The organism is Amycolatopsis solani (assembly GCF_033441515.1).
Taxonomy (GTDB): domain Bacteria; phylum Actinomycetota; class Actinomycetes; order Mycobacteriales; family Pseudonocardiaceae; genus Amycolatopsis; species Amycolatopsis solani.
On sequence record NZ_JAWQJT010000001.1, the window covers coordinates 2,013,195 to 2,026,576 of the forward strand.

Consider the following 13,382-nt stretch of genomic DNA (forward strand, 5'->3'; position numbering starts at 1 on the left):
CCTGGGGGAGTTGTGCCCGTTGCTACGTTGACGTGCGTTCTGGAGCACGCACTCGACGACGTGGAGGAACCGCGGTGAGCACCCGGAACTGGCTGTGCGCGTACGCGATCACGCGCAACCGGCCCGCGCTGGACATCGGGAAGTCGCCGCGGCTGATCGGTTACCGCGACCTCGGGGTGGTCGTCGCCGAGGCGTCGCCGGCCCGCTTCGACCGCATCGACACGCTCGACCCGGTCGACGGCGCGCTGGCCGAACTGGCCCGCGAGCACGACGCCGTGGTGCGGGCGGTGTTCCGCCACGAACCCGTGCTGCCACTGCGGTTCGGCACCGTCCTGGACGGCGAGGCCGCCGCGGTCCGGCTCCTCGAAACCGGGTACGAGCAGGCGCGCACCTGCCTGGACGAGGTCGACGGGCACCGCGAGTGGGGCGTCCGCGTCCGCCACGCCGAGCCCGCCGCCACCAGCCGCCCGGACGCCACGGGCCTGACCGGCACGCAGTACCTCGTCCGGCGCCGCGAACGGCTGCGGGCGATCCAGCGGGTGCGCGAGGACGTGCTGGCGTCCACCGGCCGGCTCGAGGCGGCGCTGCGCCGTCACGCCACCGCCGGGATCGGGCGGGCGCGGCCGTACGGGGTGCTGCTCAACACGGCGTTCCTCGTGGAAACCGGGCGAGAAGCGGCGTTCCACGCGGAATTCGAGTGGTTCGCCCGCGAGCTGCGGTCGGCGGGCGCGACGGTGGAGACGTCCGGGCCGTGGCCGCCGTACTCGTTCACCGACGTGGAGCTGGGCGGCGCGGATGGTTCTTCGACGAAGGGAAACAAGTGATCAGACCTGGGGGGCTCACCCCGACCGTCGCGGTGCCCGTCCCCGTCGAGCAGCCGTGACGCTGCAGCTCTACGGCGTCGTGCGCGCCGGGCACCCGCGCGCGCCGCGCACCGTGTGCTGGGACGACCTGGCCATGGTCGTCGGCGAGCCCGAGCCCGATCCGGCGGCGCACCTCGCGGTGGTGTCCGCGCTCGTCGAAGGCGGTCCGGTGCTGCCGGCCCGGTTCGGCACCGTCGCCGACGACGAGGAGGCCGTCCGCGCCGAGGTGCTCGCCCCGGCTGCCGACACCCACCGCGCCGACCTCGACCGGCTCGACGGCCTGGCCGAGGTGCACGTCTGCCTGCGGTTCACCGAACCCGGGTCGCCGCGGCGCTCGGCGCGTTCGGACGGGCTGTTGTCGGAGGTTGCCGATCGGGCCCGCGACTCGGTCGCGCTGCCCGCCGGCGAGTCCGCCGACGAGCGGTGGGCGTTCCTGGTCGGGCTGGGCGACCTGCTCGTCGTCCGGGACGCCGTCGCCGGGCTCGGGCGCGGCGGCGGTGTCCAGGCCGACTGGCTCGGGCCGCTGCCCGCGTACAGCTTCCTCGACCGGCGGACGTGCACGCGCTGGAGCTGGTGAGCGCGGGTGGAACAGCTGTTGAACACTCTTTTCGGTACTGGTCGTGACCGCCCGCGATCGGCGATCCTGGCGCCGTGACGACCAGTGAGCTCGCCGCCATCGGCGGGCCCGGCTCCGGGCCGGGCCGGTTCCGCGCGCCGTCGGGGATCGCGGTCGACGCGCGCGGGCGGGTGTGGGTGGCCGACACCGGCAACGACCGCGTGCAGGCGTTCACCCGCGACGGTGATCTCGTGCGCGTCATCGCCGGGCGGCTCAAGGCGCCGGAAGGGATCGCGGTCGACGCCGCGGGCAACGTCTACGTCGCCGACACCGGCAACCGCCGGGTCGTGCAGTACACGTGGTGGGGCGGGTTCGTGCGCGGGTTCGGCGACTTCGGCCGTCCCCGCGCGGTCGCGGTGGACCCGGCCGGACGGCTGCTGGTGGACGACGGCGGTCGCGTCGCGCGGTTCGACACCCGGACCGGCGCGGCGCTGGCCGACGCCGCCGAGTGGGCCGGTTCACCGCGCGACAGCGCCGGCGACGGCGTGGGCGGAGTGTGGGTCGCCGACACCGGCAACCACCGGATCGTCCACTTCGGAGCGTCGGGCTAGTTCTTCGAGATCGCGGCCGTCGCGCGGACCACGGCGGTGCAGCGGTTCTCGACGTAGGCGAGCCCGCCTTCCTCGGCGATGCGGCGCGCGTCGGCGGAGACGATGCCCTGCTGCAGCCACAGCGCCTTCGCCCCGATCTCGACGGCGTCGCGCGCGATACCTGCCGCCTCGGGCGACGGGCGGAAGACGTCGACCAGGTCGACCGGCTCCGGGATGTCCTTCAGCGACCGGTACACCTTTTCGCCGAGCAGCTCGGTCGCGGACGGGTGCACCGGGATGATCCGGAAGCCGTGCGCCTGCAGGACCGCCGGCACGCCGTGGGCGGCTTTGGCCGGGTCGCGGCTCAGCCCGACGACGGCGATGGTCTTCGCGCCGGCGAGGATTTCCTCTGGGGTCATACCGGCAGAACGCGCGTCGGGCGTCAAAGCTTCCAGAGCCGCAGGCCGCGCACGCGGTAGACGGGCCAGAGCACGTGCCACGGCTTCCGGCGGGCGAAGGTGGCGGCGCAGATGAGGATGTTGCGGGCGGACGTCGTCGCCACCTCGTGGCGGTCCGGCCAGGAGTCGCCCTTGGCGCCGATCGCGATGCGGAACACGGTCAGCAGGCCCCGGCCCTGCAGGTCGTACTTCGCGCCGGTGTCCCCGGAGTCCGGCGCGAGCTCGGCGATTTCGGCCCCGAAGGCGCGGGCCGCCTGCGGCGCGACCTCCGCGGGCACCACGCCGACGCTGCGCGTAATCGCCTTGCCGTGCATCCGCCGCGCGTACCGGAACAGCAGCGAGCGCTCCCACCACGGCAGCAGGCGGTGGTGCGCCAGCAACGCGGCGCACTCGCCGTGCCCGATGGCGAAGATGCTGGTCAGCTCGTCGTAGCTGCCGTTCGTCGCCGGCTCGTTGAGGTGCAGCCGCACTTCGAACCGGGTGCGCGCGGTGAGCTCGTCGAGCTGCTCACGGCGATCCAGCCGTGCCTTCGCGCGGGAAAGGGACCAGTCGGACATCGGACCTCCAGACGTCGCGCACAGGCTAAACGGCGCGCGACGCCGGGAACACGGTTTCAGCCGATCTTCTCGCCGTACATCTCGCCGAGCGGGTCGGAGATCAGCTCGACGCGGGCACCGTCCGGATCGGACAGGTAGATGGACGTCTCGCTCTCCAGCAGGTACTGCACGCCGGCCTCGTCGAGCTTGTCCTTGATGGCGCTCCACCGTTCGGGGGTCACGGACAGCGCCAGGTGGTGCAGTCCACCGAAGACTTCCGCGTACGGGCCGAGGTCCAGACCGGGCAGGTCGAAGAACGCGACCGCGTTGCCGTTGCCGACGTCGAAGAAGAAGTGGCTGGAGCCGGGGTAGTCGCGGTTCTCGATCAGCTCGGTGAGCGGGAAGCCCAGGACGTCCTGGTAGAACGCGATGGTCCGCTCGACGTCGCTGGAGATCAGCGCGGTGTGGTGGATGCCGCGCCCGTTCGTCGCCGGGCGGTCGGCGGCCGGGCGCAGGTGGCGCTCACGCAGCTCGTCGCGGATTTCGGCGAGCTTGGTGACCTCGGCCTGGGTCGGTGCCATGTCCCTCACGTCCCTTCCTGGTGGTGCAGACGACGGTACGCCGCATTTATCTCGCGCGCAAGAGGTTGACTGGCGAGAGTTCCGTTGGGTGGAACATCGAGGCTTGTGCGCGGGGTGCGCGGCGGGCAGAGTCCGGTGCGTGGACGTCAGCAAGGTGCAGGAGGCCGCCGCCGTACTGGCGCGGGCCTACGCGACGCGCGAACCGGTCGAGCCGCTGATCAAGTTGTTCCCGGAGGCGACCGTCGAGGACGCGTACCGCATCCAGCAGGAGCAGGTGCGGCACTGGACGTCGGAGGGCGACGCCGTCCGCGGGCACAAGGTCGGCCTCGCTTCGGCGGCGATGCAGCGGCAGATGGGCGTCGACCAGCCCGACTACGGGCACCTCACCGGCGGCATGTTCCACCTGGAGCACCAGCCGATCCCGACGTCGGCGTTCCTGCAGCCGCGCATCGAGCCGGAGATCGCGTTCGTGCTCGGTTCGGCGCTGCGCGGCCCCGGCGTGACGGTGGCGGACGCGGTGCGCGCGGTCGACTTCGTGCTGCCGTCGCTGGAGATCGTCGACTCCCGCATCCGCGACTGGAAGATCTCGCTCTTCGACACGATCGCCGACAACGCCTCCTCCGGCGGCGTGGTGCTGGGCAGCAGCCCGACGGCGCTGGGTGCCGTGGACCTGCGCCTGGCCGGCTGCGTCCTGTACCAGAACGGTGAGGTGGCGGCGACGGGCGCGGGCGGCGCGGTGCTCGGGTCGCCGTTGAATTCATTGGTGTGGCTGGCGAACACGGTCGGGCCGCTGGGGGTCACGCTGGAGCCGGGGCACGTCGTGCTGCCGGGCTCGATGACCCGGGCGATCCCGGTCTCGCCGGGCGACACGATCGTCGCGACCATCGCCGGCCTCGGCAGCGTCACCGCGGTCTTCTCGGAGGAATCATGAACGTGCGCGAGGCGGCCGCGTCCCTGCTGGCAACGGTTTCGGAGCGTTCGCCGCTCTCGGAAGAGTGGCCCGGCCTCGACGTCGACACGGCGTACGCGATCCAGGACGAGGCCCTGCGGCAGCGGCGCGCCCGCGGCGAAACCCTGATCGGCGTGAAGCTGGGCCTGACGTCGCGCGCGAAGCAGCAGCGAATGGGCATCGACTCGCCCCTGCTGGCCTGGCTCACCGACGCGATGGTGCTCCCGGCGGGCGTGCCGGTGCCTTCGGACGCGCTGATCCACCCGCGTGCCGAGCCGGAGCTGGTGTTCGTGCTGGGTCGCCGGCTGGCCGGCCCGGGCGTCACGGCGGCGACGGCGCTGGCCGCGGTCGACCGCGTGTACGGCGGCATCGAGGTCATCGACAGCCGGTACGCGGACTACCGCTTCACCCTCCCGGACGCGGTGGCGGACAACGGCTCGTCGGCGTACTTCGGCGTCGGCCCGGTGGGCCTGCCCCCGGCAGCGCTGGACCTGTCCCTGGAGGCGGCGTTGCTGGAGGTCGACGGCCAGATCGTCGACACGGCCACCGGCGCGGCGGTCCAGGGCCACCCGGCGGAGGCCTTGGCCTTGGCAGCGAACGCCCTGGCGGCGCGGGGGTTGGCGCTGGAGCCGGGGTGGTTGGTGCTGACCGGCGGGATGACGGACGCGGTACCGCTTCGGCGCGGGTCCCGGGTGGCGGCGCACTTCTCGCACCTGGGGTCGATCACGCTGTCGGGTTGAGGTCACGGGCAGTGGGCTTCGCGTTTGAACCGGCCTTTGGCGCACGGTGAAGTGACGCCGTCCGCCGGGACGACGTAGTGATCCGACACGCCCAGACCGTCGAGGCCGGTGTATCCGATCAGCCCGGGGGCGGCCTCGGGATCGACGATGACTCCGTGCCGGCCGTCGTACCGGATGCCCAGGTCCAGGAAGACTTTGGCCAGCTTGGCCGCCTGGGTGCCGCCGGGGCCGAAGAAGCCGCGGTAGGCGAGGAAGCCCGAGGCTGAGACTTGCTGGCCGGTCTGCAGCTGCGCCTTGGAGCTGAGGCCCAACGTGGGACCTTCGTAGGTCACCAGGCCGAATCGCTCGACACACCTCCCTTCTCCGACGGCGAGGTAGCCGACAACGCGATCGTCGTCGAGCTGAACCGGTTGGAAGCGGTAGCCGACCTTGTAGGCGAATTTCGCGGTGGAGTTGGTCACCTTGACCGTCAGCGGGATGTAGAGGTCGCGCTGGGGGTCGAGTGCGCAACCGGCGGGGAGCGGTCCGGGCGCTTGGCCGGCCGGAATCGGCGCACCCAGTGCGAGTTCGACGTTCTCGGTGAATCCGTCCCCGTTGCCGTCGCGTACCTGGAACTTGTAGGTCGCCGCGGCGCCGTACTCGGTCTTGCCCTTGGTTTCGGTCGGCGGTGCGGCTGGTGGCGGCGCGGCGGCGCTGCTGGTGGCGGGCGTGTCCCGCGGCTTTTCCGCGCACGAAGACGAACTCAGGACAGCCACCAGCGCGGCAACTGCCGCCAGGCGAGCACGCATGGTGTTCCCTTCGGCGAGGACGGTGTTCCGAGCGCCAGAGTCGGGACGTCACGAGTGGCTGTTACGCGGGCGCCCTCACGCTGTCGGGTTGACGGCGATCCGCGCGATGCCGCGGACGATGCGGGGCCACACGGCGCGGGGGAGGTCGTGGCCCATGCCGGGGACGATGTCCAGGTTGGCGCCTGGGATGGCGCGGGCGGTGGCGCGGCCGCCGGAGAGGTGGACCAGGGGGTCGCGGGCGCCGTGGACCACCAGGGCCGGGACCTTCGTCCGGCGCAGCCGTGGGGCTCGGTCGCGGTCGGCCATGATCGCGGCGAGTTGGCGGATGGCGCCGCCCGGGTGGACGCCGCGGTCGTAGGTGCGCTCGGCTCGGTGGCGCATGCGGGGTTCGTCGAAGGGGTAGCCGGGGGAGCCGATTAGCCGGAAGGTGCGCACGAGCGTTTCGACGTAACTCTCGCGATCGCGTGGGGGCGCGGCGAGCAGCATCGACATCGCGCGGGCGCTCGGCCTGCCGACGAACCGTCCGCCGGTGCTGGACATGATCGACGTGAGCGAGAGGACCCGTGACGGGTGCCGGATGGCGAGGGTCTGGGCGATCATCCCGCCCATCGACGCACCGACGACGTGGGCGGCGGGGATCCCGAGCACGGTGAGCAGCCCGGCGGCGTCGTCGGCCATGTCGGCGAGTGAGTACGGGGACGCGCGGAGCAGGTAGGCCTGCGCGAGACTGGCCCGGCCGCGGAGCCGGGTCGAGCGTCCGGCGTCGCGGTTGTCGAAGCGGATCACGTGGAAGCCTTGGGCGGCCAGGGTTTCGCAGAACTCCTCGTCCCACCAGATCATGGGGGCGGCCAGGCCCATGATGAGCAGGAGGGGCGGGTCGTCCGGTGCGCCGAAGGATTCGTGGCAGAGATCGATGCCGTTGACGTGTGCGAAGTGCTCGGTCATCGGGCCTCCGAGGGGTTCCGGTAAGCGCGGGCCTGGATCTCGTACAACTCGTGGTAGACGCCGCCCGCGCGGATCAGTTCGTCGTGGGTGCCCTCCTCGATCAGTTTGCCCTTGTCCAGGACCAGGATGCGGTCCGCCGATCGGATGTTGGCCAGGCGGTGCGTGACCAGGACCGTGGTGCGGCGGCCGTGGTGGGACGTGCTTGCGTGCTGGAGGCCGGCGAACACCCGGGCTTCGGCGCGGGCGTCCAGCGCGGCCGTCGGTTCGTCGGCGACCAGGACCGACGCGTCGCGGTAGATGCCGCGGGCGATGCCCATGCGTTGCCATTGGCCGCCGGAGAGGTCGTGGCCTTCGTCGAACTTCTTCGACAGCATCGTGTTCTCCTTGGCGGGGAGGGCGGCGATCACCTCGTCCGCGCCCGAGTAGTCGACCGCTTCGTTCCACGCGCGGCGGTCCGGGTCCGGGCGGCCGAGGCGGCCCACCGTGATGTTGTTCGCCGCCGTCATCGGCCACTCCGCCGGTTCCTGGGCGATCACCGCGATGTTCGCGTGCACCGACGCCGGGTCGGCGTGGGACAGGTCGACGTCGTCCCAGTGGACCGTGCCCTCGTCCGGTGGGTAGAGGCCGGTGAGGAGCTTGCCCAGCGTGGTCTTGCCCGAGCCGTTCTCGCCGACCAGCGCCACCACCTCGCCGCGGCGGATGGTCAGGGAAACGTCGCGCAGGGCCGGGGTTTCGCGGCCCGGGTAGGTGAACGTGACGCCCGCCAGCCGGATCTCGCCCGGGTCGGGTGGGGCGGCCAGGGATGTCTCCGGTGGACGGCGCTTCCGCGATTCCGCCAGCAGCTGGTTGTAGAACCCGATGTAGAAGGAGTCCTCGTACAGCGAATTGACCGCGCGCATGGTGTTGGACAGCGACGTCGACGCCGTGCGCATCGCCAGCACCGCCGTGCCGGCCAGTGCCAGCTCCATCGCGCCGCTGTAGAGCAGCCAGCCGAGCACCAGGTACGCCACCGCCGTGCCCAGCCCGGCCGCCGCCCGGCCGGTCGTGCGCACCAGGTTGCTGCGGTGCGCCAGCCGGACCTCCTCCCGCGCGAGGCTGCGCGAGATGCGCCGGTACTCGCCGAGCAGCGGCTCCTGCAGCGTCAAGGCGTGCCGTTCGAGGGCCATCGTCCGCCAGGTGGCGACCTCTTCGACCACCGACTTGCGGATGTTGCGCCCGACCGTGTCGATGAAGTGCCGGTAGTTCAGCTTCGCCACGCGCGCCGCGGCCCAGCCGTCGGCCGCCGCGGCGAGCAGGAGCACCGGCGCGAGCCACGGGTTCAGCAGGCCGGCCGTGAGCATCGCCGCCGCGAGCGAGATGACCGACGACGTCAGGTCGGCCAGGCGGCGCAGGCTCGTCTCGATGGCCCGGACGCCGAACCGGGCGCCTTGGCGCGCCAGCTCGCGGAAGTCCGCGTCCTCGAACGCGATCAGCCCGACGCGCACCACGGCCGCCGTCACCGCGTCGTCCGCCGCCGCGGTGACACGCGGCCGCAGCGCGCCCTCGACGGCGGCGACCGCCGCGTCCAGCGCCGCGCGCGCCGCGTACGACCCGGTCACGACGGCGATCGCCGGCAGCGACTGCAGCACCCGCTCCGGCGTCGGGCCCTGTTCGAGCAGCGCGGTGAAGACGTTCGCGGTGGCGAGCAGCCCGAACGCCGTGACGCAGCCCGAAACGACGTGCACGAAGGCGGCCAGCAACGTCAGCCGCGGCGAAGTCCGCCACGCCAGCCGCAGCACGACGGAGATCGCGGTGGGCAGCGCGCGCACGGCCTGGCCGAAGCCCGCGGCGGCCACGCGCTCGTCGACGCGGGCCCACTCGGGCATCTTCACGTTCTCGACCCCGATCAGCGGGGGCGAGTCCGTCGGCTTCGGTTCGGCGGGTCTGGGCACGTCCTCATCTGTACTCCGGGGGTACGACAATTCCGGGAGTCCGCTGCGTGCCAGCGCGGGTGCGGGCTGTGACCGAAGCTAGGCCGTTCGAGTGAAAGTAATCGTTTTCCCTGGGCCGCTGGCCGGATCGGGGGACACACTCGCTGCACAGCTCGAAAGTGGGCAACACGGAATAACTAATCATTGTTGTGAAATGGCGCGCCGCTGGATCGTCCTGATATGACGGGTCTGCGGATGTGCTGGCAGAGACCGGAAACGGGTGACGTCCTCGTGCACGGGGGGAGGGACGTCATCCGTTTCCTCCTACCTCTCGGTACGGGTGTACCGCGCGCGCAGGAATGGGCCGAATTCGCGGTCTTCGCCCAGCTTGACGTCGATTTCGTGCGACAGTCTGTCGGCGTCCGGGGTGAGCCGGTGCCGGGCCACTCCGCGGGTGGTTTTCTTCTCCAGGGTCAACGTCGGGCCGGTCCAGTGGCCGCGAGCGGGTGATTCGGGCGGGAAGCCGTAGCTGTCGAAGCCGTACCAGAGCGTCTCGCCGGTGCCCGGGTCGGCGGTGAAGACGTTGTGGCCGAGGAATTCGGACCCGTCTTCGCGGCGCTGGCGGTAGTGCTGGATCAGGATGAACCCGTTGAGGGCCAGGCGGTATTCGCAGTCGGCGCGCGCGGTCGAGGCCGGCGCCCACGGCGAGGCGGCGAGCTCCTCGGTGCCGGTCCAGTCGCCGACGAAGGCCTTCAGTGCGTCGTGCGCGGGGCTCAAAGCGGGCCGGTCCATGGTCGTCTCCATTTCGACAGGTGCCTGTCGATGTGGGAGACTAGCACGCATGCGGTCCCACCGAGCCGAAACGTTCACCCGGGTGATCGACGCGGTCTTCGCGTGCAACGGCGGCTTCCTCGTCGCGGGCGACGCCCTGACCGAACCGGTCGGCCTGACGGCGGCGCAGTGGCAGGTGCTGGGCTTCCTGGAGGACGGCCCGGCGACGGCCGCGGAAGTGGCGCGGCGGCGGGGATTGCGCCGGCAGAGCGTGCAGGAGACGGTGAACCGGTTGCTGCGCAACGGCATGCTCGACCGGCTGCCGAACCCGGGGGACGCGCGAGCACCGCTGTTGTCGTTGACGCGGCGGGCGAAGGACGCGATGCGCGAGCTGGGGCGCGCGCAGGTCGAGTGGGCGGAGGGCCTGGCGGCGGAGGTGTCGCAGGAGGACCTGGAGACGACGCTGCGCACGCTCCGGCGCTTGAGGGAGCTGGCCGCCCAGCCGCGGTTGCGGTGACGGGCTTGCCGTCGGGGGTGCGTCAGTCCGGCTTGATGCCCAGCATCGTCAGGAACGTCCGGAAGCCTGTGGACATGTCGACCTCGTCCGGGTCCAGCAGCCACTGCAGCTGCAGGCCGTCGAGGACGGCGATGGCGAGGGGGGCCAGCTGCTCCGGGGTCGTGCCCGGGGGAAGCTCGTCGCGGTGGCGTTCCAGCATCTGCGTCATGCCCGCCCGGACGCGGGCGTAGCGGTCGTGGAAGTACTCGCGGGCCGGGTGGTCTTCGGTGACGCTGTCCGCGGACAGCACCGTGTACGTCTGGACGATGGCCGGCCGCGTGGCGTTGTAGTCGACCAGGTCGGCCAGCTGGTTGACCGTCATCGACGACTCGTCGCCCGGTGGGGCGTGGCCGAAGTGCAGCAGGTCCCACTCGTCGCGGGTCTCCAGGACGGCCGTGAGCAGGTCTTCCTTCGTCGGGAAGTAGTGCATCAACCCCTGCTGGGTCAGGCCGACGCGCTCGGCGACCGCCGCCAGTGAGGTGCCGCGGTAGCCGCGTTCGGCTATCACTTCGAAGGCCGCTCGGACGATGCTCGCGCGGCGGTCGGCGCCCCTGGCCCGGGTCATGATCCCGAGCCTACGGGACGAGCTGTCACGGAACCATAACTTTCACTACTCACCGCCAGGTAGGGTGTGCCCATGAGCTTCGACGTCGACGCGCTGCTGGCCGAGCTCGACCTGGACGCCAAGGCGAGCCTGCTCGCCGGCCAGGACGTCTGGAGCCTGCCCGCCCTGCCGGACATCGGCCTGGACTCCCTCGTCCTCTCCGACGGCCCGGTCGGCGTCCGCGGGGTCCGCTGGAGCCAGGAGGACCCCTCCGTGACGCTCCCCAGCCCGACCGCGCTCGCCGCGAGCTGGGACCCGCGGCTCGCCGTGCGCGTCGGCCGCCTGCTCGCGCAGGAAGCCCGCCGCAAGGGCGTGCACGTGCTGCTCGCCCCGACGGTCAACCTCCAGCGCTCACCGCTGGGCGGCCGCCACTTCGAGTGCTACTCGGAAGATCCCCTCCTCACCGGGATGATCGGCGCCGGTTACGTCACCGGCGTGCAGGACGGCGGAGTCGGCGTGACGGTCAAGCACTTCGTCGCCAACGACTTCGAGACCGAACGCTTCACCGCCGACGTCCACGTCGGCGAACGCGCGCTGCGCGAGCTCTACCTCGCGCCCTTCGAGCTCATCGTGAAGCGCGCGAAGCCGTGGGGGATCATGGCCGCCTACAACAGCGTCAACGGCACCACGATGACCCAGCACGCCGAACTGCTCGACGGCGTGCTGCGCGGCGAATGGGGCTTCGACGGCTTCGTCGTTTCCGACTGGCTGGCCGCGCGCGACACCGTCGCCTCCGCCAACGGCGGCCTCGACGTGGCGATGCCCGGCCCCCGCACGGTTTTCGGCGCGCGGCTCGCGGAAGCCGTGCGTGGTGGCGAAGTCGACGAGAGCGTCGTCGACGACATGGTCCGCCGCGTGCTCCGGCTCGCCCACCGGGCCGGCGCGCTCGGCGCCACCGCCGACCCGGAACACTCCCCCGTGGACGGTGACGCGATCGCGCGCGAGGTCGCGCACCGGTCTTTCGTGTTGCTCAGCAACGAAACCGGCCTGCTCCCGCTGCGGGAACCGCGGAGCATCGCGCTCATCGGCGCGCTGGCCACGGACCCGAAGATCCTCGGTGGTGGCAGTGCCACCGTGTTCCCCGATCACGTCGTCTCCCCTCTCGACGGCCTCCGCAAGGCCGTTCCCCCTGGCACCGACCTGGCTTTCGCCACCGGTGCCGATCCACGGACGACGCTACCGCCGGCCACCGACAATTTCCGGCTCCGTGCGCTCGCCAAAGCCGCCGATGGCACCCGATTGGCTGAATTTCCGCTCCGCGAAGCCAAAATCACGTGGATCGGGGAGCTCCCGGCCGACCTCGATCTCAACACCCTCGCGTCGGTCGAAATCACGGGCACCTACCTGCCGGAGCGGACCGGCACGCACACCTTCGCCGTCACCGGGCCCGGCGACCTCCGCCTCACCGTCGCCGGCCAGACCCTCTTCGACGGCGTGAACCTGCCGCCCGGCGGGGACGTCTTCACCTCGATCATGCAGGTCCACGAACAGCGCCGGGAGGTCGAGCTGACCGCGGGCGAACTCGTCGACGTCAGCCTGACCTACTGGATCCCGTCGGAGATGGCGGAGTTCGCCCGGGGCAGCTTCGCCTGGGTGACGTTCGCGCTCGGCCACCGCGGCCCGGTCCCCGACCCGGACGCCGCGCTCGAAGAAGCCGTTGCGCTGGCGGGGAAGTCGGACGTCGCGGTCGTCGTGGTCGGCACCACCGCCGAGGTCGAGAGCGAGGGCTTCGACCGGACCTCCCTCGCCCTGCCGGGGCGGCAGGACGAACTCGTCGCCAGGGTCGCGGCCGTCAACCCCAACACCGCGGTCGTCGTCAACGCCGGTTCCCCGGTCGAGCTGCCGTGGCGCGCCGACGTCGCCGCGGTGCTGCTCACCTGGTTCCCGGGCCAGGCCGGCGGCGACGCGCTCGCCGACGTCCTCTTCGGCCGCGAAGAACCCGGCGGCCGCCTGCCGACGACCTGGCCGTCGAAGCTCGAAGACGCGCCGGTCACCGACGTGACGCCACACGAGGGCGTGCTCGAGTACGGCGAAGGCGTCCACATCGGCTACAGCGCCTACGCCGCCAAGGACACCGAGCCCGCTTACTGGTTCGGCCACGGCCAGGGCTACACGACCTGGGCGTACGAGGAGCTCGACGGCTACCCGGACGACGAAGGCGGGGCCCGCGTCCGCGTCCGGGTGCGCAACACGGGAAAGCGGCGGGGACGCGAAGTCGTCCAGCTCTACCTGGTCCCGACCGAGCGCGGCGACCGGCCGCGTCGCTGGCTCGCGGGCTTCGCGAGCGTCGAAGCGGGGCCCGGCGAGGCCGTCGAGACCGACATCGTCATCACGCCGAGGTCCGCCGAAGTCTGGCGGGACGGCTGGCAGCACATCGCGGGCGAGTACGTCCTGGAGGCTTCGCACTCCTACGCCGAGCCGCGGCTGAGCACGCGGGTCGTCCTCCAGAAAATCCGTTGATCACCCCCGGTCGAGCCACTAGAGTCGCGGACGCACCCTTTGACCAGCGGGAGGAGGTGGGACCGATGATCACGC

At 71.7% G+C, this 13,382-nt stretch carries 15 protein-coding genes; 7 read left to right on the forward strand and 8 right to left on the reverse strand.

What is annotated here, in order from left to right:
- Positions 1-74 precede the first annotated feature (74 nt).
- From SD460_RS10060 to SD460_RS10070, 3 genes are all read left to right on the forward strand, one after another.
- On the forward strand, positions 75-824 hold the full coding sequence (locus tag SD460_RS10060; RefSeq protein WP_290061401.1) for a GvpL/GvpF family gas vesicle protein: 750 nt from the start codon (positions 75-77) through the stop codon (positions 822-824).
- Positions 825-879: 55 nt separating this feature from the next.
- Positions 880-1,440, forward strand: a complete 561-nt coding sequence (locus SD460_RS10065; RefSeq protein WP_290061403.1) for a GvpL/GvpF family gas vesicle protein — start codon at positions 880-882, stop codon at positions 1,438-1,440.
- Positions 1,441-1,514: 74 nt separating this feature from the next.
- Positions 1,515-2,030 (forward strand): NHL repeat-containing protein, encoded by a 516-nt coding sequence (locus SD460_RS10070; protein ID WP_318306096.1) that lies wholly within the window; start codon positions 1,515-1,517, stop codon positions 2,028-2,030.
- On the opposite strand, the gene SD460_RS10075 is transcribed toward SD460_RS10070, so the two are convergent.
- From SD460_RS10075 to SD460_RS10085, 3 genes are read right to left on the reverse strand one after another with little or no spacing between them, the layout of a single operon-like run.
- Entirely contained in the window at positions 2,027-2,428 is a 402-nt protein-coding gene (locus SD460_RS10075) for a CoA-binding protein (RefSeq protein ID WP_290061408.1), read from the reverse strand. The two genes, SD460_RS10070 and SD460_RS10075, sit on opposite strands and share 4 nt — an antisense overlap.
- A 23-nt stretch (positions 2,429-2,451) precedes the next feature.
- Positions 2,452-3,024 (reverse strand): hypothetical protein, encoded by a 573-nt coding sequence (locus SD460_RS10080; protein WP_290061411.1) that lies wholly within the window; start codon positions 3,022-3,024, stop codon positions 2,452-2,454.
- 56 nt (positions 3,025-3,080) lie between these two features.
- Positions 3,081-3,584: a VOC family protein gene (locus SD460_RS10085; RefSeq protein ID WP_290061413.1), complete on the reverse strand. Its 504-nt coding sequence runs from the start codon at positions 3,582-3,584 to the stop codon at positions 3,081-3,083.
- A 139-nt stretch (positions 3,585-3,723) separates the two neighbouring features.
- On the opposite strand from SD460_RS10085, the gene SD460_RS10090 reads away from it, so the two are divergent.
- Both SD460_RS10090 and SD460_RS10095 read left to right on the forward strand, forming a co-directional pair.
- Positions 3,724-4,515, forward strand: a complete 792-nt coding sequence (locus SD460_RS10090) for a 2-keto-4-pentenoate hydratase (RefSeq protein ID WP_290061415.1) — start codon at positions 3,724-3,726, stop codon at positions 4,513-4,515.
- Positions 4,512-5,273 carry a 2-keto-4-pentenoate hydratase gene (locus SD460_RS10095; protein WP_290061417.1) on the forward strand — a complete coding sequence of 254 codons (762 nt, stop codon included), beginning with the start codon at positions 4,512-4,514 and terminating at the stop codon, positions 5,271-5,273. Before SD460_RS10090 ends, SD460_RS10095 begins: the two co-directional genes overlap by 4 nt.
- Positions 5,274-5,275: 2 nt before the next feature.
- Here the strand turns inward: SD460_RS10095 and SD460_RS10100 are convergent, their stop codons facing one another.
- The 4 genes from SD460_RS10100 to SD460_RS10115 all read right to left on the reverse strand — a co-directional run bounded on the left by SD460_RS10100 (position 5,276) and on the right by SD460_RS10115 (position 9,708).
- Entirely contained in the window at positions 5,276-6,061 is a 786-nt protein-coding gene (locus SD460_RS10100; RefSeq protein ID WP_290061421.1) for a hypothetical protein, read from the reverse strand.
- 75 nt (positions 6,062-6,136) lie between these two features.
- Positions 6,137-7,006 carry an alpha/beta fold hydrolase gene (locus SD460_RS10105; RefSeq protein WP_290061424.1) on the reverse strand — a complete coding sequence of 290 codons (870 nt, stop codon included), beginning with the start codon at positions 7,004-7,006 and terminating at the stop codon, positions 6,137-6,139.
- Positions 7,003-8,871, reverse strand: a complete 1,869-nt coding sequence (locus tag SD460_RS10110) for an ABC transporter ATP-binding protein (protein ID WP_318306553.1) — start codon at positions 8,869-8,871, stop codon at positions 7,003-7,005. Before SD460_RS10110 ends, SD460_RS10105 begins: the two co-directional genes overlap by 4 nt.
- A 369-nt stretch (positions 8,872-9,240) precedes the next feature.
- Entirely contained in the window at positions 9,241-9,708 is a 468-nt protein-coding gene (locus SD460_RS10115; RefSeq protein WP_318306097.1) for a DUF1579 family protein, read from the reverse strand.
- A gap of 49 nt (positions 9,709-9,757) precedes the next feature.
- On the opposite strand from SD460_RS10115, the gene SD460_RS10120 reads away from it, so the two are divergent.
- Complete coding sequence (locus SD460_RS10120) at positions 9,758-10,204, forward strand: MarR family winged helix-turn-helix transcriptional regulator (protein WP_290054110.1); 447 nt, start codon at positions 9,758-9,760, stop codon at positions 10,202-10,204.
- A gap of 22 nt (positions 10,205-10,226) precedes the next feature.
- Here SD460_RS10120 and SD460_RS10125 read toward each other — a convergent pair whose 3' ends face one another.
- The gene (locus SD460_RS10125) at positions 10,227-10,808 is read right to left on the reverse strand and encodes a TetR/AcrR family transcriptional regulator (RefSeq protein ID WP_290054108.1); all 582 of its coding nucleotides are present in this window, start codon (positions 10,806-10,808) and stop codon (positions 10,227-10,229) included.
- A gap of 72 nt (positions 10,809-10,880) precedes the next feature.
- On the opposite strand from SD460_RS10125, the gene SD460_RS10130 reads away from it, so the two are divergent.
- A complete protein-coding gene (locus tag SD460_RS10130) occupies positions 10,881-13,307 on the forward strand; it encodes a beta-glucosidase H (RefSeq protein ID WP_290054106.1) in 2,427 nt (808 codons plus the stop codon).
- Positions 13,308-13,382 lie beyond the last annotated feature (75 nt).

Bases quoted from the DNA above. Each gene is read 5' to 3' on its own strand.
- SD460_RS10075 (WP_290061408.1), bottom strand. From the start codon at position 2,428: ATGACCCCAGAGGAAATCCTCGCCGGCGCGAAGACCATCGCCGTCGTC.
- SD460_RS10080 (WP_290061411.1), bottom strand. From the start codon at position 3,024: ATGTCCGACTGGTCCCTTTCCCGCGCGAAGGCACGGCTGGATCGCCGT.
- SD460_RS10085 (WP_290061413.1), bottom strand. From the start codon at position 3,584: ATGGCACCGACCCAGGCCGAGGTCACCAAGCTCGCCGAAATCCGCGAC.
- SD460_RS10095 (WP_290061417.1), top strand. From the start codon at position 4,512: ATGAACGTGCGCGAGGCGGCCGCGTCCCTGCTGGCAACGGTTTCGGAG.
- SD460_RS10100 (WP_290061421.1), bottom strand. From the start codon at position 6,061: ATGCGTGCTCGCCTGGCGGCAGTTGCCGCGCTGGTGGCTGTCCTGAGT.
- SD460_RS10105 (WP_290061424.1), bottom strand. From the start codon at position 7,006: ATGACCGAGCACTTCGCACACGTCAACGGCATCGATCTCTGCCACGAA.
- SD460_RS10110 (WP_318306553.1), bottom strand. From the start codon at position 8,871: ATGCCCGAGTGGGCCCGCGTCGACGAGCGCGTGGCCGCCGCGGGCTTC.
- SD460_RS10115 (WP_318306097.1), bottom strand. From the start codon at position 9,708: ATGGACCGGCCCGCTTTGAGCCCCGCGCACGACGCACTGAAGGCCTTC.
- SD460_RS10120 (WP_290054110.1), top strand. From the start codon at position 9,758: ATGCGGTCCCACCGAGCCGAAACGTTCACCCGGGTGATCGACGCGGTC.
- SD460_RS10125 (WP_290054108.1), bottom strand. From the start codon at position 10,808: ATGACCCGGGCCAGGGGCGCCGACCGCCGCGCGAGCATCGTCCGAGCG.
- SD460_RS10130 (WP_290054106.1), top strand. From the start codon at position 10,881: ATGAGCTTCGACGTCGACGCGCTGCTGGCCGAGCTCGACCTGGACGCC.